Annotated in this window: 16 protein-coding genes and 1 riboswitch; of the genes, 4 read left to right on the top strand and 12 right to left on the bottom strand. The window is 63.2% G+C overall.

The features are described from left to right. Positions 1-403 precede the first annotated feature (403 nt). From AC13EY_RS11460 to AC13EY_RS11420, 9 genes are all read right to left on the bottom strand, one after another. The gene (locus AC13EY_RS11460) at positions 404-1873 is read right to left on the bottom strand and encodes a class I adenylate-forming enzyme family protein (RefSeq protein ID WP_335600759.1); all 1470 of its coding nucleotides are present in this window, start codon (positions 1871-1873) and stop codon (positions 404-406) included. A gap of 53 nt (positions 1874-1926) precedes the next feature. Further along, positions 1927-2550: a pseudouridine synthase gene (locus AC13EY_RS11455; protein WP_335600760.1), complete on the bottom strand. Its 624-nt coding sequence runs from the start codon at positions 2548-2550 to the stop codon at positions 1927-1929. Positions 2551-2571: 21 nt separating this feature from the next. Next, positions 2572-3018 carry a PaaI family thioesterase gene (locus AC13EY_RS11450; protein ID WP_228245279.1) on the bottom strand — a complete coding sequence of 149 codons (447 nt, stop codon included), beginning with the start codon at positions 3016-3018 and terminating at the stop codon, positions 2572-2574. Between the two features lie 10 nt (positions 3019-3028). Beyond that, positions 3029-4681 (bottom strand): acyl-CoA dehydrogenase family protein, encoded by a 1653-nt coding sequence (locus AC13EY_RS11445; protein WP_335599163.1) that lies wholly within the window; start codon positions 4679-4681, stop codon positions 3029-3031. Next, a complete protein-coding gene (locus AC13EY_RS11440; RefSeq protein ID WP_228245282.1) occupies positions 4678-5316 on the bottom strand; it encodes a TetR/AcrR family transcriptional regulator in 639 nt (212 codons plus the stop codon). The genes AC13EY_RS11445 and AC13EY_RS11440 overlap by 4 nt, the downstream gene beginning before the upstream one ends. 94 nt (positions 5317-5410) lie before the next feature. Next, a complete protein-coding gene (locus AC13EY_RS11435) occupies positions 5411-5581 on the bottom strand; it encodes a DUF2788 domain-containing protein (protein WP_088273917.1) in 171 nt (56 codons plus the stop codon). A gap of 103 nt (positions 5582-5684) precedes the next feature. Further along, a complete protein-coding gene (locus AC13EY_RS11430) occupies positions 5685-6173 on the bottom strand; it encodes an Lrp/AsnC family transcriptional regulator (protein WP_233048302.1) in 489 nt (162 codons plus the stop codon). Positions 6174-6548: 375 nt separating this feature from the next. After that, positions 6549-7430: a cation diffusion facilitator family transporter gene (locus tag AC13EY_RS11425; protein WP_228245285.1), complete on the bottom strand. Its 882-nt coding sequence runs from the start codon at positions 7428-7430 to the stop codon at positions 6549-6551. Beyond that, positions 7430-7846, bottom strand: coding sequence for a polyribonucleotide nucleotidyltransferase (locus AC13EY_RS11420; RefSeq protein ID WP_233048300.1), 417 nt, complete (start codon positions 7844-7846; stop codon positions 7430-7432). Before AC13EY_RS11420 ends, AC13EY_RS11425 begins: the two co-directional genes overlap by 1 nt. Positions 7847-7965: 119 nt before the next feature. Here AC13EY_RS11420 and hrpB point away from each other — a divergent pair, with 119 nt between their 5' ends. The 3 genes from hrpB (at position 7966) to AC13EY_RS11405 (ending at position 12411) form a co-directional block, all read left to right on the top strand. Further along, positions 7966-10503: an ATP-dependent helicase HrpB gene (hrpB, locus tag AC13EY_RS11415; RefSeq protein WP_335600554.1), complete on the top strand. Its 2538-nt coding sequence runs from the start codon at positions 7966-7968 to the stop codon at positions 10501-10503. A gap of 64 nt (positions 10504-10567) precedes the next feature. Then, on the top strand, positions 10568-11587 hold the full coding sequence (locus AC13EY_RS11410; protein WP_335600553.1) for a methyltransferase: 1020 nt from the start codon (positions 10568-10570) through the stop codon (positions 11585-11587). A 26-nt stretch (positions 11588-11613) separates the two neighbouring features. Then, positions 11614-11798, top strand: a riboswitch (yybP-ykoY riboswitch). Positions 11799-11823: 25 nt separating this feature from the next. Then, on the top strand, positions 11824-12411 hold the full coding sequence (locus tag AC13EY_RS11405) for a TMEM165/GDT1 family protein (protein ID WP_088273512.1): 588 nt from the start codon (positions 11824-11826) through the stop codon (positions 12409-12411). Between the two features lies 1 nt (position 12412). Here the strand turns inward: AC13EY_RS11405 and AC13EY_RS11400 are convergent, their stop codons facing one another. Next, positions 12413-13354, bottom strand: coding sequence for a GGDEF domain-containing protein (locus AC13EY_RS11400; protein WP_269686953.1), 942 nt, complete (start codon positions 13352-13354; stop codon positions 12413-12415). 50 nt (positions 13355-13404) lie between these two features. Beyond that, a complete protein-coding gene (locus AC13EY_RS11395) occupies positions 13405-14748 on the bottom strand; it encodes a beta/alpha barrel domain-containing protein (RefSeq protein ID WP_335600552.1) in 1344 nt (447 codons plus the stop codon). 168 nt (positions 14749-14916) lie between these two features. Here AC13EY_RS11395 and AC13EY_RS11390 point away from each other — a divergent pair, with 168 nt between their 5' ends. Beyond that, the gene (locus AC13EY_RS11390; protein WP_418887097.1) at positions 14917-16179 is read left to right on the top strand and encodes an ABC transporter substrate-binding protein; all 1263 of its coding nucleotides are present in this window, start codon (positions 14917-14919) and stop codon (positions 16177-16179) included. Positions 16180-16186: 7 nt separating this feature from the next. On the opposite strand, the gene AC13EY_RS11385 is transcribed toward AC13EY_RS11390, so the two are convergent. Further along, positions 16187-17167, bottom strand: a complete 981-nt coding sequence (locus tag AC13EY_RS11385) for an ArsA family ATPase (RefSeq protein WP_335600557.1) — start codon at positions 17165-17167, stop codon at positions 16187-16189. Positions 17168-17181: the final 14 nt, after the last annotated feature.

The raw sequence follows: 17181 nt of genomic DNA, 5'->3' as shown, positions 1-17181 counted from the left end.
GGCTTCAGCTTGAATTGTTGGGGCGAGTTGCCTTCTTCGGTTTTCCTGTTTATGTCTGTGCTGGTGATGGTTCCGCCTTTCGCCTTCACGGCGAGCCAAGGGGGACCGCTTGCCCGGCCCCCCTTGGCGATCCCCCCGGGCACCCGGCTACGCGGCCCTTCGGGTTCGCTGCGTTGCTCGGTTTGGCAGGGGCCGGCAGAACTCGGCTCTGCGAGCCTCAGACAGGCTGCCGTCCTGTTTTCTGCCAATCCTGCGCTACTCGTCCGCGTAAACGGGGCGGACCGAATGTGCACGCTTCATCATCCGAGTATTTGGCCGATGGTCTTGGTATAGAAGCCGGGCGCGTTATCCCGGACGTTCACGAAGAACTATTAAAAAGGGCACCATTGGCGCCCTTTTTGGTTTACGACAGCTGGTGTTTCATCACCTTGCCGTTGGCATTGCGCGGCAGCGCTGAAACCTGGCCGTACAGGCGTGGGCGCTTGTAGTCGGCCAGCAGCGGTTCCAGATAGGCGCTCAGCTCGGCGTGCAGGTCGGCGACCGGCTCACGCAGCACGACGACCGCCTTGACGGTTTCGCCCCACTGCGGATGCGGTACGCCAAATACCGCGACTTCGGCAATATTCGGGTGCGCTTCCAGCGCCACTTCGATCTCCCGCGGATAGACGTTTACGCCACCGGAGATAATCAGCTCCTTGGCGCGACCCAGTACCCAGTAATAGCCCTCGGCGTCGCGGCGGGCGAGATCGCCCGAGTCCAGCCAGCCGTCGCTGTGCAGGCACTCGGCGGTCGCTTCCGGCTTGTTCCAGTAGCCCAGCATCATGCCCTCGGTGCGGATCTGGATCTGGCCGGTGCATTCGCCAGCAAGTTCGTTACCCTGTTCATCGACCATCCGCAGCTCGGTGTGCAACGCGCCGCGGCGGCCGATCGAGCCGGCTTTGCCGGGGTGCTCCTCCGGCAGCATGATGGTGCCGCTCGGCCCGGCCTCCGTGAGGCCGTAGACGCAGTACAGACGGTCGGTGTTCATGCGTTGGGCGATCAGTTGCAGCTGCTCGGTTGACAGTGGCCCGCCGCCATAGATCCAGTACTGCATGGAGCTGATGTCACGCTCGCTAATGTCGGGCTGCTGCGCGGTCATCATGAAGGCGACCGGAGCGCCGAAGAAGTGCGTGGTGCGTTCCTTCTCGACGGTGTCCAGCAGCAGCGTGGGGTGGAATTCGGGCAGTACCACGTGGGCTGCGCCGACGTAGGTGCCGCCGAGCAGGAAGACGTTAAGCGGCGCCGAATGGGTCAGCGGCATCATGTGCAGCATGCGGCTGTGCGGGCGCATGTTCATTTCCAGCGCCGAGGCGTTGGCGACGGTCAGCAGCGCGTGGTGGTGGAACAGCACGCCCTTGGGCTTGCCCGTGGTACCGGAGGTGTAGAGCAGGGTGCAAGGCTGTTCGGCCGGAATCTCGGCGACGTCCCAGCGGCTCTGCATGTCCAGTACCCGGGCGCCCGGCTGATCCAGACGCAGGCAGGGAGCCAGAGTGCTGGCGCGCTCGGCGTGGTCGCCCTGAGCGATGATCAGACGTGCGTCGCAGTCGCCGAGGATGTATTCCAGCTCGGCGGCAGTCAGGCGAGCATTGACCGGAACGACAATCGCACCGAGGTTGATAACGGCAAAGTAGCCCAGCACCCAGCTGTAGCTGTTGGGCATGTACAGGGCGACGCGGTCGCCGCTGTCGATCTGGTACTGCTCGTGCAGATGGGCAGCCAGACGCAGGCTCTGGTCATGCAGTTCGGACCAGCTCAGGCGGCAGTCTGCGGTGATCAGGGCTTCGCCCTCGGGAAACTTGCGGGCGTTGACCGCGAGCAGTTTGGGAATGTTCATGGGGTATCCATCCTGTTGTTGTCGTTAGGTGATGGGGTCTTGCAGTTCGGGTTTCAGCCGGTGCTTGGCAGTTCACGCCACTGCCCCGGCTGCAGATCGCCGAGGGTCCAGTCACCGATGCGCACGCGCACCAGGCGCAGCGTGGGTAGCCCGACCGCTGCGGTCATGCGCCGGACCTGGCGGTTGCGGCCTTCGCGGATGGTGATCGCCAACCAGCTGGTTGGCACGCTCTTGCGAAAGCGTACCGGAGGATTGCGCGGCCACAGGGCGGGTTCATCAATCTGCTCCACCTCGGCCGGACGAGTGGGGCCGTCGTTCAGCTCAGGGCCGGCGCGCAGCTGCGCCAACTGCTCCTCGCTGGGTTGGCCTTCCACCTGTACCCAGTAGGTCTTCGGCAGCTTGTGCTTCGGATCGGTGATGCGTGCCTGCAGGCGGCCGTCGTTGGTCAGCAGCAGCAGGCCTTCGCTGTCGCGATCCAGTCGCCCGGCTGGGTAGACGCCGGGGGTTTTGATGAAGTCGGCCAGTGTCGACCGACCGTCACCGTCGGTGAACTGGGTCAGCACATCGAACGGCTTGTTCAACGCGATCAGTTTTGGGTTGGCCGGCGGCGCCGCTGGCGTGCGGCGCGGCTTTCCGGCTGGTCGCGGGCGGTTCGACGGGCGTGGGCGTTGGTTCATCTGCGGCTATCCTGGGCTGGGTCAGCGCGGCAGTGTAGCGGCAAGCGGCAGCACCGCAAGGGTGACAGTCGTTTTGCTGAACAGCCGCTTTTCGCCGTTTTGCAAGGCAAAAACCTCGGCCTCTGCGACGCAGATCTGCTTGCCCGGTTTCAGTATCTCGGCGCGGCACAGCAGCGTTTCGCATTGCGCCGGACGCAGGAGGTTGACCTTGAACTCGACGGTCAGCAGGCTGTAGCCGTCGTCCAGCAAGGTGGCAGCGGCAGCGCCAGCTGTATGATCGGCCAGAGTGCTTTGCACCCCGGCGTGCACAAAGCCGCCCTGCTGGAAGTGCCGGGGCAGAATTGGCAGCTCTGCCTCTACCCAGCCAGAGCCACAGGCGGTTGGACGGATACCGAGATCGGCAATGAAGTTGGCCCGTTTGAAGCCGGCATCTACCCGGGCTTCGATGGTGCTTTGGTCGAGTGCCATGTGCGTTTCCTTACAGGCTGGCCGGCGTCGAGCGGGCGACCAAAGCTTCGACATCCAGACCGCGCGGCAGGGTGCCGTAGGCTTGGCCGTGTTCGCCGAGCCGGCTGGCGATAAAGGCGTCGGAGACGGTGCTGTTACCGGCTTCCAGCAGCAGTTTGGCTTGCAGTGCGACGGCCACGTCTTCGGTCAGCTGGCGGGCGCGGTATTGAATGTCGTCGGTGTCGGCGAACTGCTGCTTGATCCGCTCGATGCGCTGCTTGAGCGCACTGGAGCCATGACCGTCACCCAGTTCGGCGAACAGCGCATCGAGGACCCCCGGCTCCTTCGACAGCGCGCGCAGTACGTCCAGACACTGCACGTTGCCCGAACCCTCCCAGATCGAGTTGACCGGCGCTTCGCGGTACAGGCGCGGCAGAATGGTTTCTTCAACGTAACCGGCGCCGCCCAGGCATTCCTGCGCTTCGTTGATCATTCCCGGCGCACGTTTGCAGATCCAGTATTTGCCGATGGCGGTGACCAGGCGGGCGAACTTGTCTTCCTGCGCATCATGGGCGTTGTCGATGGCTTTGCCCATGCGCATGGTGAGGGCCAGCGCGGCCTCGCTTTCCAGCGCCAGATCGGCCAGCACGTTCTGCATCAGCGGCTGCTCATTCAGTACCCGGGTGCCTACCGTGCGATGGGCACAGTGGTGGGCGGCCTGGGTCAGCGCCTGACGCATCAGCGAGCTGGAGCCGATCATGCAGTCGAAGCGGGTCAGCGAGACCATCTCGATGATGGTCGGCACGCCGCGGCCTTCCGGGCCAATCATCCAGGCCAATGCACCGCGATATTCGACTTCACTGGAGGCGTTGGCCCAGTTGCCGAGCTTGTTCTTCAGGCGCTGCACGTAGAATTCGTTGCGACTGCCGTCCGGGCGGTGGCGCGGCAGCAGGAAGCAGCTCAGGCCCTTGTCGGTATAGGCCAGAGTGAGGAAGGCGTCGCACATCGGCGCCGAGCAGAACCACTTGTGGCCTACCAGTTCGTAGGCCTGGCCCGGGCCGCCGACGCCGACCGGGTAGGCGCGGGTGGTGTTGGCGCGCACATCGGTGCCGCCCTGTTTCTCGGTCATGGCCATGCCGATGGTGGCGCCGGTCTTCTGCGCAATCGGCAGGTTGCGCGGGTCGTACTGGCCGGACAGGATCTTCGGCAGCCAGATCTCGGCGAGGTCCGGCTGCAGACGCAGCGCAGGCACACAGGCATAGCTCATGGTCATTGGGCAGCTGGTACCGGCCTCTGCCTGGTTGTGCAGGTACATGGTCGCGGCGCGGGCGACCTGGGCACCGGGGCGCGGGTCATTCCAGGGGGCGCTGGTAATCCCCGCCTTGATGCCGGCGGCCATCAGTTCGTGATAGGCAGGATGAAAGTCGACCATGTCCACGCGGTGGCCGTAGCGGTCGTGGCTCCTGAATACCGGCTTGTTCTCGTTGGCAAGGAAGCCCGCTTCCATCAAGGCGCCACCGGCCAGTTGGCCGTAGGCGCTGAGCTGCCCGTCGGCCCAGCCGCCGTCGTAGCGGCGAACCCATTCCTGCAGCGGCAGGTCGCTGCGGTACAGGTTGAGGCCTTCCAGCGGTGGCACCTGATTGGTGACTTCATGGGTTTCGGCATACTTATGCAACTGACTCATGGGACCTCCTTGGCGTTGATGGCGCGCAGACAGAAACGAACAATGGCGAGGGTGACGGCTTCCAGCGTCTCGCTGGGCAGGCCGCTTTCGCGGTCTGCTCGGGCCTGGGGCGACAACGGGCCGACCAGTGATTCGGCGACCGCGCCAACCACGCAGGCGGATGTGAGGGGGATGTTTTCGACTTGAAAACTGCCATCGGCGATACCTTCGGCAATCAGTTCGCCGTACAGGGTGGCGTAGGCCTGACGAAAGTACAGTCTCTGGGTTTCGACTTCCTCTTCGGCAGGTTCGGCGATCAGTGCGTAGGCGAGTTGGCGGCTGTGCCAGGCGCGTGCGGCGAACTGGGTCAGGCCATTGCGCAGGCGATCAACGGCGCGCCCGGGGGCCTGGAATTGTTGCTTGAGTGTATCGAGTTCCAGGCGAGTTGCCTTGACAAAGACGCTGGCGGCCAGATCGCCTTTGCCGGCGAAGTGGCGGTACAGGCTGCCGGTGGCGACGCCTGCGCTGCGTGCCAGCGTACTCATTGTCAGTGACGAGAAGCCTCCATCGGCGACCTGCTGTACGGCGCAATCAAGAATATGTTCGCGCAGTACCTGATCGCGCTCGATGCGGCTGGCGGTGGTGCGGTAGGCCATGCTCTGAATCCTTATTCACTTCTTGTTGGTCTAGTGAATCAGGATTCAGATGTTGGGGCAGCGGGGATAATGGTCAGATGAGCGGCTGAATCGGTCAGTGCTCCAGCACCATGATCATGACTTCCTTGACGATAAAGGCAAACACGCCCAGGCCGAGAGCGAAGAACAGCACTGCGGTGCCGTAGCGTCCGGCTTTGGACTCCTTGGCCAGATCCCAGACGATAAAGCCCATGAAGGCAACCAGGCCAAAGATCATCAGCGGCATGGCAATGGTTTCGAACTGTTCGTAGGTCACGAGCGGCTCCGTTGAGAAAAAGGTGGGGCAGCAGTATACCGGCTAGTCGATCTGCCTGCCCGTCGGGTTCTGGCTAGTTCAGACCCAGATGTTTCAGCGGCAGTTCGGTGCTGGCGATGATCTGATTCAGTACAAAGCTGGAGCGGACGCTGGAAACCCCCTCGATACGAGTCAGCGTACCCAGCAGCAGTTGCTGGTAGTGTTCCATGTCCGGGACGACGACGCGCAGGTGGTAGTCGGCGTCCATTCCGGTCACCAGACAACAGTCCAGCACTTCAGGGCACTGGCTGATGACTTTCTCGAAACCGGCGAAGCGTTCCGGGGTGTGGCGGTCCATTCCTATCATCACGAAGGCTGTCAGCTTGAGGCCGAGCTTGGCCGGATCCAGCAGCGCTACCTGGCGCCGAATCAGTCCGCTTTCTTCCAGCGCTTTCACCCGGCGCGAACAGGGCGAAGGCGACAGGCCAATCCGCTCTGCCAGCTCCTGGTTGCTGATGCGGGCGTCGTGCTGCAGGGCGGCGAGAATCTTCAGATCGTAGCGATCCAGGTCGAGATTATTCATGGTGCTTTTCTCAGTTGCGCGTTTTTATGTATTTTTAGTTACTTGTTGCTCATATCGCAAGATTATGTGCAAAAACAGGTAATTTATTTCTCGCAGATAGGGATATTATTTTCACCAGATTCAGCCGAAGCCGATCGTCCAGACCGCTTCGTCCACAAGGCGAAACGGGGCCACAGCATCCAGAAGGTGTGAGGCCAGTCGGTTACCCAGCCCACGAGGCACGGGAGCAAAGGCATCATCCCAAGAGGGTGGAGGAGGACGTAAAAAGGCGAGCTGCCCTGCAGGCAGCTCGCCTTTTTTTATTTGCAGTCTGAAGGCTGCGGGCTTGCCCATAGATCAGCCACTTGCTCAAACTCATGGCTTCCAGCTGATGGTCTATGCCGGGTCCTTGTGAACCAGCACGTCGGCCTGCGGGAAGCGCTCGACAATTGCCAGCCGAACCTGCTCGCCACGCGCGTGGGCGTCGGCCAGAGTCAGAGTAGCGGGTAGCTCAAGGTGCAGCTGCATGAACCAGTGCTGGCCGGACTCGCGGGTGCGCAGCTCGTGTACGTCGATGACGTCCGGCACCGCGCGGGCAATGCGCAGGGCTTCGGCGCGAACCTCGTCCGGCAGCTCGTGGTCCATCAGAATCTGAATCGCATCCAGTCCGATACGTACCGCGCCGTAGCCAATGAAGAGCGCAATGCCCAGACCAAATAGCGCGTCGGCCCGCTGAATGCCGAACTGGGCCAGCAGCAGCGCAACGATGATGCTCAGATTCAGCAGCAGGTCAGACTTGTAGTGCAGTGAGTCGGCACCAACCGCGGTGGAGTTGGTGCGGGCGATAACGTGCTTCTGGATCGCGAGTAGTGCAAGGGTTGCGATGATCGAAAAGACCATGACGGCGATGCCGGCCCAGGCGGCTTCCAGCGGTTCGGGGTGGAGCAGGCGGTTGATGCCCTGCAGCAACACCAGTACGGCCGAGCCGGTGATGAAGGCCGACTGTGCCAGGCCAGCCAGCGCCTCGGCCTTGCCGTGGCCGAAGCGGTGTTCCTTGTCGGCGGGTTTGAGTGCATAGCCAACTGCGAACAGGTTGATGATCGAGGCGGCGGCGTCCATCAGCGAGTCGATCAGGCCGGCCAGCAGGCTGACTGAGCCGGTGGTCAGCCAAACGGTAGCCTTCAGCGCGATCAGCACCAGTGCCACGCCGACCGAGGCGCGGGTAGCCAGCCGCAGCAGCCGGGCGCGCTCTTCTCCCATTGCGTGCGGTTTGCTCATCAGCCACGCCCCGTCAGTTGCAACATTGCCAACTGAGTGGTTGAGTCGGCCCTGATCTGGCGCGCCTGTGCCAACGGCAAGTCCTTCCCCAGCTCTTGCTTGAGAATGTGCTGCAGCGCGGCGGTATCGACCCGGCCATCAGCATCGACTGCCTGCTGCAATGTTTCTGGTGCCACGCTGTATTTGCCGCCCGGCAGATAAATGGCGCCGGTGGTGAAGTCGATGCCGAAGGCGATCAGCCCCGGGATGATAAAAATCAGCAGGCCGATACCGTTGAGAATGGCCACCCCCGGATCGATCTGGCCACTGATCTGACCACGGCGTTCGGGGTAGAAGATGGTGCCGCAGGCGCTGAGTTGGGTGGTCAGAGCAGTGCAGAGTACGACGGCGGCCAGCGATTTGAGACGGCTATTCACGGAGAAGGACTCACGGCAGGAGGTTGGACCGAAAAACCGTCCTAGCATAGCGGGCGACCCGAGTGACGGAAAGTCTGCGGCCGCTATAATGCGGGCTCATTTTTGTCAGTCCCGGCCTCATGAACAACCTTCCCGTTTCGCTGATTCTGCCCGAGCTCAAACAAACATTTGCTGAACAGCATTCGCTGGTTTTGCAAGCGCCGCCCGGCGCGGGGAAAACAACACTGGTGCCGCTGGCGCTGCTTGAATGCGATTGGCTGGCCGGGCAGAAGATCATCATGCTTGAGCCGCGTCGACTGGCGGCCAGAGCGGCTGCCGAGCGACTGGCTGAGCTGCTGGGTGAGCCGGTCGGGCAGACGGTCGGTTACCGCATCCGTCTGGACAGCAAGGTCAGCGCCGCCACCCGTATCGAGGTGGTTACCGAAGGGATTCTTCAGCGCCTGCTGCAGGATGATCCGGAGCTGCCGGGTGTCGGCGTGGTGATCTTCGACGAATTTCACGAGCGCAGCCTGGATGCCGATCTGGGTCTGGCGCTCTGCGTGCAGACCCAGCAGTACCTGCGGGATGATCCGCCGCTGCGGCTGCTGGTCATGTCGGCGACGCTTGACGCAGAGGGCGTCAGCCGTCTGCTGGATGACGCTCCGATTATTACCAGCCAGGGCCGTCAGTATCCGGTGGATATTCGCTATGGCGCACCGGCAACCCTGGGGCGCCCGAATGATGCCGAGGTGGTGCAAACCGTGCTGCGCGCGCTGGACGAGGAAAGCGGCAGCGTGCTGGTGTTTCTGCCGGGCATGGCCGAGATCTGCCGGGTATTGGCGCGGCTGGAAGAGGCGCTGGGCGAGCAGCAGAACGTGCTGCTCACGCCGCTGTATGGCGACCTGAATCTCGCTGCTCAGCGTCGTGCCATCGAACCGGTACCGGCGGGTCAGCGCAAGATAGTGTTGGCGACCGCGATCGCCGAGACCAGTCTGACCATCGAGGGCATTCGCGTGGTGGTGGATGCCGGCCTGTCGCGTGAGGCGGCGTTTGATCCGCTGTCGGGCATGAGCGCATTGCAGACCCGACGGGTGTCGCGCGCCGCCGCCGAGCAGCGCGCTGGCCGGGCCGGGCGCCTGGAGCCCGGCGTCTGTTACCGGCTGTGGTCGGCCCAGCAGCACGAGCAGCTGGCGGCGCAGCGCGATGCTGAAATACTGCAGGCCGATCTCGCACCGCTGGCACTGCAGCTGGCGCAGTGGGGCGTGCAGCAGCCCGATGAGCTGGTATGGCTGGACCCGCCGCCAACCGCCGCGCTGGATCAGGGGCGTGAGCTGCTGGAACGGCTCGGTGCCTTGCAGCGCGATGGCGCTAACTGGCAGCTCACCGAGCACGGGCGCGTGCTGGCCGGTTTACCGATGCACCCGCGGCTGGCGCATATGCTGGTGGAGGGGCAGCGCCTTGGGCTGGCCAAGTTGGCCGCCCGCATCGCGGCGATAGTCGATGAGCGCGATCTGCTGCGCCGCGCCGACAATGCCGATCTGAGTGTACGTCTGGCGCTGTTTGACGACCCGCGCGGCGCGGATGTAGACCGCGGCGCATTGCAGCGCGCCAAGCGTCTGGTTGAGCAATGGTCGCGTCTGCTCGCCCGGTTGCCGGCCACCGATCCGGTCAGTGACCCGCAGCACGACGACTGGCACGGCGTGCTGCTGGCGCTGGCCTATCCGGACCGTATCGCGCAGCGCCGCGGTGCAGCCGGCGCCGACTACCGTCTGGCCAATGGTCGTTCAGCCGGGTTTGCCGAGGTTGACCGCCTTCAGCAATCCGAATGGCTGGCGGTGGCGGCGCTGGGCGGGCAGGGCGGCCAGCGTCAGGCGCGGATTTTTATGGCTGCCGAGCTGAATGTGGCGCGTCTGCTGGCGGTTGAACCGGCGCTGCTGAGCGAACGCGATACGCTGGAGTGGGACAGCCGCAGTGAAACCCTGCTGGCCGAACGGCAGCAGCGCATCGGCGAGCTGATCTGGCAGCGCAAGGCGCTGCCGCAAGTGGCGCCCGAACAACGCCAGCGCGCGCTCTGCGATGTGGTGCGCAGGCAAGGCATTAACTTGCTGCCGTGGACACCGGAGCAGCGGCAGTGGCAGGCGCGAGTCCTGTTGCTGCGCGAGCTGGATCTGGCGCAGGGCGCAGACAGCCGCTGGCCTGACCTGTCGGACGCCGCGTTACTCGCCAGCCTGGAAGACTGGTTGGCACCCTATCTGGACAAGGTCAACCGGCTGGCGCATTTCGCCAACCTGGAGCTGGGCAATATTCTCGCCGGATTACTGCCCTGGCCACTGCCCAAGGAGCTGGACGAGCAGGCGCCGACCCACTGGACGGTGCCGACCGGCTCGCGGATTCGCATCGATTACAGCGAGACGCCGCCGGTGCTGGCGGTGCGTCTGCAGGAGATGTTCGGCAGCGCCGACACCCCGCGTATTGCTGGCGGCCGGCAGGCGCTCAAGCTGCATCTGCTGTCACCGGCCCAGCGCCCGGTGCAGGTGACCCAGGATCTGGCCGGCTTCTGGCAGGGCAGTTATGCCGAGGTGAAGAAAGACATGAAGGGCCGCTACCCCAAGCACTACTGGCCGGATGACCCGTTACAGGCGGAACCAACCCGCCGGACCAAGCCGCGCGGTACTTGAGCCGCGCACTAAATCAGCACATCCCTTACAATGCGCCCCTTTGCACCAGTCAGCGGAGAGCCCGATGGACAACACCAGCCAGATACTTGAGCGCAGCGCCGAGCTGTTCAGCGGTCAGCGCCTGCTGCTGGTCAATCCGCCGGCGGACGGCCTGACCCGCAGCCTGTCGGCCGACTGGACGCTCTGGTGCTGGGATTACGCCAGCAGCCGCGGCCTGGCCGGTGCGCTGCCGGAAGATCGCCTGGTGTTCTCTCATCTGTGCCCGCAGGTCGATGATCTGGATGCTGCGATTCTGGTCATGCCCAAGGCAATTGAGCGCGCCGAGTATGCGCTGGCGCAGATGCTGCCGTTGCTGGCGCAGGGCAAGCCGGTCTATCTGGTTGGCGAAAAGAAGGGCGGCATTACCCGGGCGGAGAAACTGCTGGGCCGCTATGGAGCGCACCCGGAGAAACTTGATTCGGCGCGGCATTGTCAGCTCTGGCGGGTGATCGTCGATCAGCCGGTTGCGCCATTCCGGCTTGAGGACTGGCGGCAGCAGTACGAGTTGAGGTTTGACGATCAGCCGCTGCAACTGGTCAGTCTGCCGGGCGTGTTCAGTCATGGCCGACTGGACGAGGGCAGCGAGCTGTTGCTGGCCGAGCAACAGGCGCTGCCGGCCGGCCGGGTGCTGGATTTTGGCTGTGGCTCTGGCGTGCTGTCGCTGGTCATGGCGCGGCGTAACCCGGGTTGCCGGTTTGAACTGGTCGATATCGATGCGCTAGCCATTTACTGCGCGCGGCAGTCGCTGGCGCTCAACGGCGTTGCGGCCGAGGTGCATGCCTCCGACGGGCTGAGTGACGTACACGGCCGCTTTGCCGCGGTTATCAGCAACCCGCCGTTTCATACCGGTATCCGTCAGGACACCAGCATCGCCGAACGCTTCTTCGAGCAGGTGACCCGTAACCTGCAGCCGGGAGGAGAGTTGCGCATCGTTGCCAACGGCTTTTTGCGTTACCCGCCGCTGATCGAGGAGCACATTGGGCCCTGTCAGGTGTTGCGTGAGAACAACCGGTTCAAGGTCTACTCGGCGGTCGCGCCGGGTTGATTCGCTTGGCCTTTGCCGTTATATTTGCGCCCGTCTTAGGGGAGTAGCCTCTGCGCAAGCGCCTGCTTGCACCGGCAAACGTCAACATAATTGATCCGCAGATCATGGCGTTTGCGACCCTCCACCGCTCAATGCGGTATCGGGTTTGACGAGACCTTTGACACGCGACCACCAGCCGAGGGCGGGGGTAGTCGTGTGTCAATGGAACCGTAATCCCGCCCTCTTCTGGAACCTCCGTGGAAGCTTTTTTCGTATCGAGCGGGATCGTCACGCTGGCTGAGATCGGCGACAAGACCCAACTGCTGGCACTGCTGCTGGCGGCGCGTTTTCGCCGGCCGTGGCCAATCATCTGGGGCATTCTGGTGGCGACTGTGGCCAACCACGCGATGGCCGGTGCCATCGGCCAACTGGTTGCCGACTACCTGAACGACACCTGGCAGCACGCCATTCTTGCCGTGTCGTTTCTGGCGGTTGCCGCCTGGACGTTGATTCCCGACAAACTGGATGAAGACGACGCGCCACCGGTTGGGCGTTATGGCGCGTTCGTTGCGACCGTCATTGCCTTCTTCCTCGCGGAGATGGGTGACAAGACCCAGATCGCAACGGTGGTGCTGGCTGCGCAATTCGATGCCTACGTCTGGGTAGTTCTGGGCACGACCGTTGGCATGCTGCTGGCCAACGTACCGGTGGTGATTTTGGGTAATGTCGCGGCAGAGCGCCTGCCGCTGACCCTGATCCGCCGCATTACCGCCCTGGCATTCCTGCTGCTGGGGTTGTACTCGGCGTGGCTGCTGGTGCAGCCGATGCTGACAACGGCGGGCTGAGTCAGGCGCCGTTGACGATACGGTTGCGGCCCTGCTGCTTGGCCTGATACAGGCTGCGATCCACGGCGTCGAGGAAGGCCCGTGGGTCGTCATGCTGACCGGGCACAATGGTGCCAATGCCCATACTGACAGTCAGAATCTGGCCCGCTTCCGAGTTGGCGTGGGGAATCTGCTCCTTGAAAATCAGCGAGCGGCAACGCTCTGCCACGCGCTCGGCAGCCTTGGCGTCGGTCTCCGGCAGTACCAGTACGAACTCTTCACCGCCGTAGCGGGCAAAGAAATCGCGCGAACGCGCTGCGGCGCCACTCAATGCCTGGGCAACCCGTTTAAGGCAGTCGTCGCCGCTGATATGGCCGTAGTGGTCGTTGTACTGCTTGAAGTAGTCGATATCGAGCAGAATGACCGACAGCGGCTGGCCGTTGCGCCGGGCATTGGTCCATTCCAGCTGCAGAATGGAGTCGAACATGCGACGGTTGGCGGCGCCGGTCAGGCCGTCCTTGAAAGACAGCTCCTCCAGTTCCTTTTGCAGGGTTTTCAGGCGTTCTTCGGTTTTCTTGCGCTCGCTGATGTCGAACATGAAGCCGATGAGGGCCTCAACCTCGCCATCCTCGTCACGTACCACATGAACCACGTCGCGAATCCATACGTACTCGCCGTCGGCAGTAAGTGCCCGGTAGTCGGCTTCGTGATCGGTTCCGGCCTGGGACTGGGATATGCAGAAGTTCACTACCCACTCGCGGTCCTCCGGATGCATGCGGTTGGCCCAGTCGTCGGCGCTGATCCAGCTGTCCTGTGTCCAGCCCAGCAGGTGTTCGATCTGCGGGCCGATGTAGGCGAAGGTCATGGTCTTCCAGTCGATCTTCCAGGGAATGGCCTTGGTTGATTCGAGCAGTGTCTTATAGACCGCGCTGTCGTGGGCTATCTCGGTGGCGATGTCGCTCATACCCGTATCCTGTTGACGTTTTTTTGTTCAGTGCTGAATGTAAGCATGCTTCATGCCAGTTGGCCATCACTTGGCGTTACACCTGATGACGTATTGCCTGCTGTCTGCCGTGCGCGCTGATACAGCGTCAGCAGCTTGGCCGGCTGGTCATAGACGATGCGCTGGCCGGCGCGCAAGTCGCGGCGCATCAGCCGGATCATTTGCTCCAGAACAGGCTGGGCGAAGCTGTCGGCAGGCTGTCCGGTGACCTCTGCCAGGCGCCCGGCAATCACGGGTGCATCGCTGACAACCGGGCAGATGCGGTAACCATAGCTGCCACCGATGGCCTGGGGAACCAGATCCATGAAGCGGTCGGGACGTTGGCGGAAGAAGCTCAGCGGCAGCCGGTAGGCGTTATTGCCGAGAATTGGCAGGTCGTCAGGTACCGCTTCCTCTTCGTCCAGTACCTGCAGGCGGGTCGCCAGCGGCAGCAGCCGGTCGAGCCGGTAGGTAGATGCCATGTGCCGATTGCCGACCCGAACCAGATTCGCAATCAGTTCCCCCAGAGACGCATGGCCGATAATGGCAGCACGTTTGGGTAGCCCGCCCCAGGCACCGTCTGCCCCGTTGAGCAGGGCCTCGATGACGGAGGCGTTCTCGACGCCTGCGCCGGCATGAATATGTACCAGCAACTTGAGTGGCGCAGGCAGACAGCGGCGAGCGACGGCGACAAAGGCGCCAACCTGGAACGGCAGGTAGGTGCCTCGATCATCTTCCATGCTCAGCCCGAAGATCGGCTGCTGTGCCAGCAACTGCAGTATCTCGATGGTTTCGTCAGGATTCTGGATGAAGGCATCGCAGCCATCGACGACGTTGATCATGATCCTGGGTGCGCCGCCGTCATCGCCACGGATGTTTTGCTGCAGCCAGGCGATGCTGGCGGGAATGCTGCGACGCAGGGTAGCGAAGTCGTATTGGCCGGCCATACCGTCCCGGCTCAGGTAGATCTCGTGCAGCGTATTGGGCACGCGGTAGTCGCGCAATTTGAGCATCGACGGCGAGGGCGTGAATTCACCGGTGTCGTTGACCAGCCCGAGATCGGTAAAGGCGTAGCAGCCGCTCATGTCGACCTGATGGTCGCGCAGGTAGATCATAAAGTCGTCGTCGACTTCCAGCTCGTCGGGCATGGCGTAGTCGAGGGTGCCCAGCAGAATGTTGCGAAAACCGAATTCGCGCAGCTTTGGCAGGATCTCCAGCTTGTCCTGCAGCGTCTGACCAACCCGGGCGCCGACCGGGTTCTCGCGCAGCGACAGGTCGATAAAGAACGGATCAATAGAGCGCAACCGGTCAATCTTGTCCTGCGCACCGGCCAAAATGGCGCGGGCATCGGCGAGCAACGTATTGTCTGGCATCATGGCGACCTTCCATGGTGGTCAAAAAACACTCTGTATAGCACTGCGCCGCCTGGTCAGCCAGTGTGCAGATGTATACAGGTGCGACCAAAGGACACTGCCGGGATGTCATCTTGCTGTGGAATGATGCGGCTTTTTGCGGAGTTTCTCGCTGATTCAAGGACGCCTGTCATGACCACTTATCCTATTTCACCCGTACGCTGCTGCCTGGCTGGTCTTGCCATGCTCTGGGCCGGCCTTGCCGGCGCGGCCGAGCCTATTGCCATTGGTCTTAATCTGCCACGCACCGGCCAGTATGCCCAGGAGGGCCTGATGCAGATGCGCGGGGCGATGCTGGCGCTGGACGAGATTAATCAGGCCGGCGGGTTGCTGGGACGTCCACTGGAGCTGCTGGAGCGCGACAGTGCGTCCAATCCCGAGCGGGCTGTGCGCAATGTTGACGAACTGGCCGATGCCGGCGCGCGCATGCTGTTTGGCGGTGCCAGCAGCGCCGTGGCCATTGCCGCAGGCAAGCGGGCCCGCGATCGTGGCCTGCTGTATTTCGGCACACTGACCTATTCCAACGACACCACCGGGCGCGATGGCCAGCGATACATGTTCCGCGAGAGCTACAATGCCTGGATGGCAGCGCGGGTACTGGCAGCACAATTGCAGGAGCAGTACGCCGGCAAGCGCTACTACTACGTGACCGCGGACTACACCTGGGGCCACAGCACCGAGGAGTCGATGCGCCACTTTACCGGCACGGATGATATGGCGGTGCACGGAGCTGTGCGGATACCGTTCCCGAATGCGTCGCTGCGTGAACTGCGCGAGGCGCTGCAGCAGGCCCGTGCTGCCGAGCCCGAGGTGCTGGTGCTGGTGCTCTTTGGTGATCAGATGGTCAAGGCGATGGGCCTGGTTCGTCAGCTTGGCTTCGAGAATGTGCAGGTGGTGGTACCCAATCTGACCCTGAGCATGGTCGAGCAGGCCGGGCCGTCAGTCATGGCCGGTGTGCTGGGTGCGGTGCCATGGACCTGGAATGTGCCGCGCGAGTTCGGCTTTGAACGGGGCGAGCAATTTGTCAGCACCTTTGCCGAACACTATCAGACTTATCCTTCCAGCTCGGCCGCATCGGCTTACAGCATTGTCTACCAGTGGGCTGACGCGGTTGAGCGCAGCGGGTCGCTTGAGAGCGAAGGGCTGATTCGTGCGCTGGAAGGGCACAGCTATCAACTGCTGAAGGATACCCAGACCTGGCGTGCATTCGACCATCAGAACCTGCAGACCGTCTATGCGGTCCGTATCAAGCCGCGCGCCGAGGTGATGGCTGATCCGCTGCGCCAGGACTACTTCAAGATCATCGGACAGCTCTCGGCTGAAGAGGCGGCGCAGACGCTGGAGCAGTGGCAGGCCGAGCGCAAGGCGGCCGGTCAGCCCCTGCGCTTGCGCTAAGCGACGCTCAAAACCCCTGTTGCTCCAGCAGTGTCGCCAGCTGCTGGAGAATCCCGATGCCCTGCACGTCAGTTTCCAGCCAGGGCAGTTGCGGACGCGGCAGGTGGCCAAGCTCGCCATCAATGCGCTGCAGGTAGCTGGCTTCCTGCAGCCGACGTTGTTGCAGGAAGTGGCCGTCGGCGCTGTCGGGTATGACCCGGTTGACCAGCGCCGCAGCGACCGGAATCTGCGCCTGCTGCAGACTCTCTACTGCCCGTACCGTCTCCAGAATCGGTAGCCGCTCGGCTGTCAGCACAAACAGAAAACCGCTGGTTGCCGGATCCTCCAACTGGCGGCGGGCCTGGTGAAACAGTCGCCTGCGGTTGCGCAGGGTTTCGGCAACGCTGCGGGTGCGCTGATCCAGGCCGCTCAGCGGATCCTCGTTGGGATCGTCAAACGGGCTATTGAGATCTCGGCCGCTGCGCGGGGTCAGGTGCTGCAGCACCTTGCCCAGCTCGGCGGACTTGCGGTTGTGGCTGAGCAGGCCATCGGTCCAGGCGGCCATGGCCTCAGGCAGGGTGAGCAGGCGCAGGGTGTGCCCGGTCGGGGCAGTGTCGAAGATAATCAGGTCGTAGTCGTCCGGCGGTGCGGTGACCAGTCTGGCAATGCGCTCGAGCAGTGCCGCTTCCTGGGTGCCCGGTGAATGGCGGGTCAGCTGCATTTGTCGGGTGAGCTCAGTCAGCATCTCAGGTGCTGCCAGCTTGCGCATTTGCTCAATCACCCGCTGCAGGTGGGCGTCCACCTCGGCGTCGGGGTCGATTTCCAGCGCGTCCAGATTGGGCAGCAGGCGTTTTGGGCGATCATCCAGCGGGCGGTCGAACACATCGCCCAGGCTGTGCGCCGGGTCAGTCGAGACGATCAGGCAGCGCTGCCCCCGGCTGGCCGCCAGTACGGCCAGCGCCGCAGCGACCGTGGTCTTGCCGACGCCGCCCTTGCCGCCGACCCACAGCAGGCGGCGGTGCA

The sequence above is a fragment of the Halopseudomonas sp. L-58 genome (genome assembly GCF_056859475.1).
The sequence above is the reverse complement of the archived record's forward strand: the minus strand, read 5'-3'. Positions and strand labels throughout refer to the sequence as shown.

What these genes read in the sequence shown, in the direction of transcription:
- AC13EY_RS11460 (WP_335600759.1), bottom strand. Translation starts at nt 1,873, where the DNA reads ATGAACATTCCCAAACTGCTCGCGGTCAACGCCCGCAAGTTTCCCGAG.
- AC13EY_RS11455 (WP_335600760.1), bottom strand. Translation starts at nt 2,550, where the DNA reads ATGAACCAACGCCCACGCCCGTCGAACCGCCCGCGACCAGCCGGAAAG.
- AC13EY_RS11450 (WP_228245279.1), bottom strand. Translation starts at nt 3,018, where the DNA reads ATGGCACTCGACCAAAGCACCATCGAAGCCCGGGTAGATGCCGGCTTC.
- AC13EY_RS11445 (WP_335599163.1), bottom strand. Translation starts at nt 4,681, where the DNA reads ATGAGTCAGTTGCATAAGTATGCCGAAACCCATGAAGTCACCAATCAG.
- AC13EY_RS11440 (WP_228245282.1), bottom strand. Translation starts at nt 5,316, where the DNA reads ATGGCCTACCGCACCACCGCCAGCCGCATCGAGCGCGATCAGGTACTG.
- AC13EY_RS11435 (WP_088273917.1), bottom strand. Translation starts at nt 5,581, where the DNA reads ATGCCGCTGATGATCTTTGGCCTGGTTGCCTTCATGGGCTTTATCGTC.
- AC13EY_RS11430 (WP_233048302.1), bottom strand. Translation starts at nt 6,173, where the DNA reads ATGAATAATCTCGACCTGGATCGCTACGATCTGAAGATTCTCGCCGCC.
- AC13EY_RS11425 (WP_228245285.1), bottom strand. Translation starts at nt 7,430, where the DNA reads ATGAGCAAACCGCACGCAATGGGAGAAGAGCGCGCCCGGCTGCTGCGG.
- hrpB (WP_335600554.1), top strand. Translation starts at nt 7,966, where the DNA reads ATGAACAACCTTCCCGTTTCGCTGATTCTGCCCGAGCTCAAACAAACA.
- AC13EY_RS11410 (WP_335600553.1), top strand. Translation starts at nt 10,568, where the DNA reads ATGGACAACACCAGCCAGATACTTGAGCGCAGCGCCGAGCTGTTCAGC.
- AC13EY_RS11400 (WP_269686953.1), bottom strand. Translation starts at nt 13,354, where the DNA reads ATGAGCGACATCGCCACCGAGATAGCCCACGACAGCGCGGTCTATAAG.
- AC13EY_RS11395 (WP_335600552.1), bottom strand. Translation starts at nt 14,748, where the DNA reads ATGATGCCAGACAATACGTTGCTCGCCGATGCCCGCGCCATTTTGGCC.
- AC13EY_RS11390 (WP_418887097.1), top strand. Translation starts at nt 14,917, where the DNA reads ATGACCACTTATCCTATTTCACCCGTACGCTGCTGCCTGGCTGGTCTT.